Source organism: Flavobacterium sp. (genome assembly GCF_036515215.1).
GTDB lineage: Bacteria > Bacteroidota > Bacteroidia > Flavobacteriales > Flavobacteriaceae > Flavobacterium.
The window spans coordinates 1-4,246 of the sequence record NZ_DATBVQ010000154.1; the positions used below are offsets into that span (position 1 = coordinate 1).

At 36.9% G+C, this 4,246-nt stretch carries 3 protein-coding genes; 2 read left to right on the top strand and 1 reads right to left on the bottom strand.

Annotation, left to right across the window (positions count from 1 at the left end; translation table 11 throughout):
* On the top strand, window positions 1–1,865 hold a 1,865-nt coding region (locus VIH09_RS10450; RefSeq protein WP_331580680.1), incomplete at its 5' end, for a PAS domain S-box protein.
* Between the two features lie 53 nt (window positions 1,866–1,918).
* A complete protein-coding gene (locus VIH09_RS10455) occupies window positions 1,919–3,658 on the top strand; it encodes an ATP-binding protein (protein WP_331580682.1) in 1,740 nt (579 codons plus the stop codon).
* A gap of 70 nt (window positions 3,659–3,728) precedes the next feature.
* Here VIH09_RS10455 and VIH09_RS10460 read toward each other — a convergent pair.
* Window positions 3,729–4,246 (bottom strand): ABC transporter permease (locus tag VIH09_RS10460; RefSeq protein WP_331580684.1); only part of this gene is annotated, 518 nt, incomplete at its 5' end.

A 4,246-nucleotide genomic window follows, 5' to 3' on the forward strand; every position in this document is an offset into this window, starting at 1 on the left:
AATTAACTGAATTTATGGACTTCCCAAGCTCTTTTACGGGAAGCAAAAAGAAACTGACTATGGATAAGCCTACGCCAAAAATGACAGAGAATATTCAAACATTAGCAGACCAAATATTGCTGCAACGGTATGCACCTGCAAGCGTATTGGTTAATGAAAATGGTGATATCTTATATATTACAGGTCGCACTGGCAAGTACCTGGAACCAGTTGCGGGTAAGGCAAACTGGAACGTGCATGCGATGGCTCGCGATGGGTTGCGCAACGTGCTGCCGGGTGCTTTTCGAAAAGCCAAAAAAACATTTGAAAAACTGGTTCTTCCTAAAATAAAAATCACCGATGACGGTTCTTCTGTTCTTGTGGACGTTACGATTCAGCGAATCGAGAGTCCTGAAGAGCTAAAGGGAATGATCATGATTGTCTTTAACGAATTGCCAACTACCTCGGAGTCCAACATTCTGGAGGTAAAATCAAATATACAATTCGGGAAGGATGAGTTGAAGGAATTGGAAGCGGAACTCAAGCAAAGTAACATTGACCTTCAAATTACCAGGGAAGAAATGCAAACTTCCCAAGAAGAGCTTAAATCGTCTAATGAAGAACTGCAATCCACTAATGAAGAATTGCAGTCCACCAATGAAGAGCTTACCACGTCCAAAGAAGAGATGCAGAGTTTAAACGAAGAGTTGCAAACGATTAATGCGGAACTCCAAAGCAAATTAATTGATTTCGAGCAGGCCAACAATGACATGAAAAACCTGCTTAACAGTACTGATATAGCGACGCTTTTTCTCGACATGGATTTGAATATCCGCAGATTTACGGATCCCGTTTGCAAGATTTTCAAATTAAGGGCGTCAGACATTGGAAGACCTTTTACGGATTTGGTGACGGAATTGGAGTATCCTGAAATCAAAGTGCATGCCCAGGAAGTAATAAAGAACCTCACCCCAATACAAACTAAAGTTTCCACCAAGTCCGGAAGCTGGTTTTATGTCAAAATCATGCCCTACCGCACATTAGATGACCGTATAGATGGTTTGGTGATTACATTCATAGATATCACCTTGTCCAAAATTGCCGAAGAGACCCTTAATTATGAAAATCGATACCTTCGTTTGTTTGAATCGGCAAAAGACGGAATCCTTATCCTTAATGCAAAAACGGGGAACATTATTGATGTAAATCCATTCTTGATTGAAAAACTGGGATATTCGCATGAACAGTTTATGGAAAAAGCGATTTGGGAAATTGGAATGCCTAAGGATGTAAAAGCAAATAAAGAGAAGTTTTTAGAATTGCAGAAAGAAAATTTCATCCGATATGAGAATTTACCTCTGCAAACAGCAACTGGTGAAATAATTAATGTTGAGTTTGTAAGTACGATTTTTGCCGTAAACAACAATAAGATAATTCAGTGCATAATCAGGGAGAAAGTTGATAAACATGGTTCGGAAGACCCATTAATGGCCGCTTCGGAGGCGCATTACCGCCAACTTTTTGAATCGATAAATGACGGAGTTTTATTCATTGATGCCGATGCCGGCAAGATAATCGATATTAACAAATATTTGATTAATGTATTGGGGCATTCAAAGGAATACTTTTTCGAGAAAAAGATCTGGGACATGGAATTTTTTAAGTCGATAGTTCCTGACAAAAATAAATTTTTGAAATTACAGGAAAGGGAGTTCATTCACTATGAGAGCGTCCCCATCGAAACTGCAAAAGGGAAGACAATTTATATTGATTTTACCAGTAGTTTCTATTTCAAAGATTATAATAAAATTATACAATGTTTTATTCATGAGGTCACTAAGCCAAAAAAGCTTAACGAAGTGATCGATATAAGTAAGAATAATTAGTTTTTCGGTGTTGGTAAAAGTGGAAAAAAGGTATTTAAAAAAAAATTAACGTCATGAAAAATTCAGTGGACAAATTTATAGCATCCCGACTTCGTAAAAAAGCAGAAATTAGACTTAAGGAAAAAGTCTCAAAAATAAAAACGAACTTGACTGAAGTGGAGGTAATGAAACTTATTCATGAGCTAGAAGTGCATCAGATTGAATTGGAAATGCAAAATGAGCAACTTTTGTCGGCAATTGAGCAAACAGAAATAGCTACTGAGAAATATATTGAATTATACGATTTTTTGCCCTCGGCATATTTTAATTTATCCAGAGAAGGAAATGTGATTGCGGTAAACTTGCCAGGTTCGCAGTTGTTAGGCAAAGAACGCTCTAAATTAATCAACAGTAGACTCGGTTTTTTTGTTTCGGATGAGACAAAACCAGTATTTAACCTTTTTTTAGAGAAAGTATTTGAAAACAGGACAAAGGAATCATGTGAAGTGGTGCTATTATCTGAAACCAACAAAAACAGTTATGTGATATTGAGAGGCACCGTCTCTGAAGATAATAAACAATGCCATATAATTGGCGTAGACATTACAGAAAGGAAACTGATCGAAATGGAATTGATTAAAGCCAAGGAAGAAGCAATGGCCGCAAATAAAGCCAAAACTGATTTCCTGGCCAATATGAGTCATGAGATAAGGACACCATTAAACGGGATAATTGGTTTTACGGACTTATTGATGACCACCGATCTTGATGACAGTCAGTTTAAACACATGTCTACAATCAATGAATCAGCCAATTCTTTGATTCATATTGTAAATGAAGTTCTAGATTTCTCTAAAATAGAAGCGGGTAAGTTTGAATTGGAAATCGTCAAAACAGACTTGCTTGAATTATTGAATCAGGTTGTTGATTTATTCAAATACCAGACTATGCAGAAAAAGATAGATTTGATATTGAACCTGGACAAAGACGTTACGCAATTTATAATGGGGGATGCCGGCCGACTGAAACAAATATTGGTTAATTTGTTAAGCAATGCAGTGAAATTCACGCATTCCGGAACAATTTCTTTGGATGTTCATGAAACTCCTTCCTCAAATAAGTATTATTCAACGATTAATTTTTCGGTAAAAGATACAGGCATAGGGATTGAAGAGGTCAACAGCAAGAAGATATTTAAATCATTTGTACAGTGTGACAGTTCAACCTGCAGGGAGTATGGAGGTACAGGATTAGGGCTGACCATTTCAAATTCTCTTTTACATTTAATGGGCAGTAAACTGAATCTTCAAAGTAAATTTGGTGAGGGAAGTAATTTTTTCTTTACGGTTAAATTTAAAAAGGCAAATAATATAGTAATTAATCCAATTGAGAACCTCAATCCAAATGCGGGCTATAAAACGATTCCCTTAGCAAATTCAGGCTATCACAAAATTTTGGTAGTCGAGGACAACAAAATCAATATGCTTTTGGTTAAAACATTGATAAAGAAAATCATTCCTAATTGCATTATAATTGAGGCGAAAGACGGGAATGATGCCGTCGAAAAATATATAAACGAGCATCCGGACGCCATTTTAATGGATGTCCAAATGCCTCATAAAAACGGATATGAAGCCGCATGTGAGATCAGGAAAATCAAGGGTTCTGAAAACATCCCCATAATCGCAATCACGGCGGGAATATTGGCAGGAGAGAAAGAAAAATGTTTTGAATCAGGAATGGACGACTATATGCCAAAACCGATTATCATTTCTAATCTAGAAAGAATACTGCATAAATGGAATAATAAATAGACTTGGGACTAAACATTTTTGTTTTACTCCCTTTGTCGCTAACAAAAACGGATTGCTTTCCTCAGGTCCGCTAGGATTTTTTTTTGTAGCTCCAGACGGCAAGACCATTTATGACAAACGCATAGCATGCTATAATAAAAAAGGGTGTCGAAATGTCTGAAAAAGTCGCCCCTTTGAGCATCACCATTCTAATAACCTCCACAAAATAACGTATAGGGTTGAACAGCGTGATTTGCTGTGCCCAAATAGGCATGCTTTCAATGGGGGTGAACAATCCACTCATCAAAATAAAAATGACGGTAAAAAACCAGGCGATGAACATCGCTTGTTGTTGGGTTTCCGTATAGTTGGAAATGAATAGGCCGATTCCGAGAATAACCAACAAGTAAATAGAGGTAAATAGGTAAATCAATCCAATATTGCCTATTATAGGGATCTGGAATACCAATCTGGCAATAATCAATCCGACGGTTAAAATCAGCAAACCTAAAACCCAAAAAGGAAACAGTTTACCAATTATGAATTGGTGTTTTTTAATAGGCGTGACATTAATTTGTTCCAAGGTGCCGATCTCTTTTTCGCGGACAA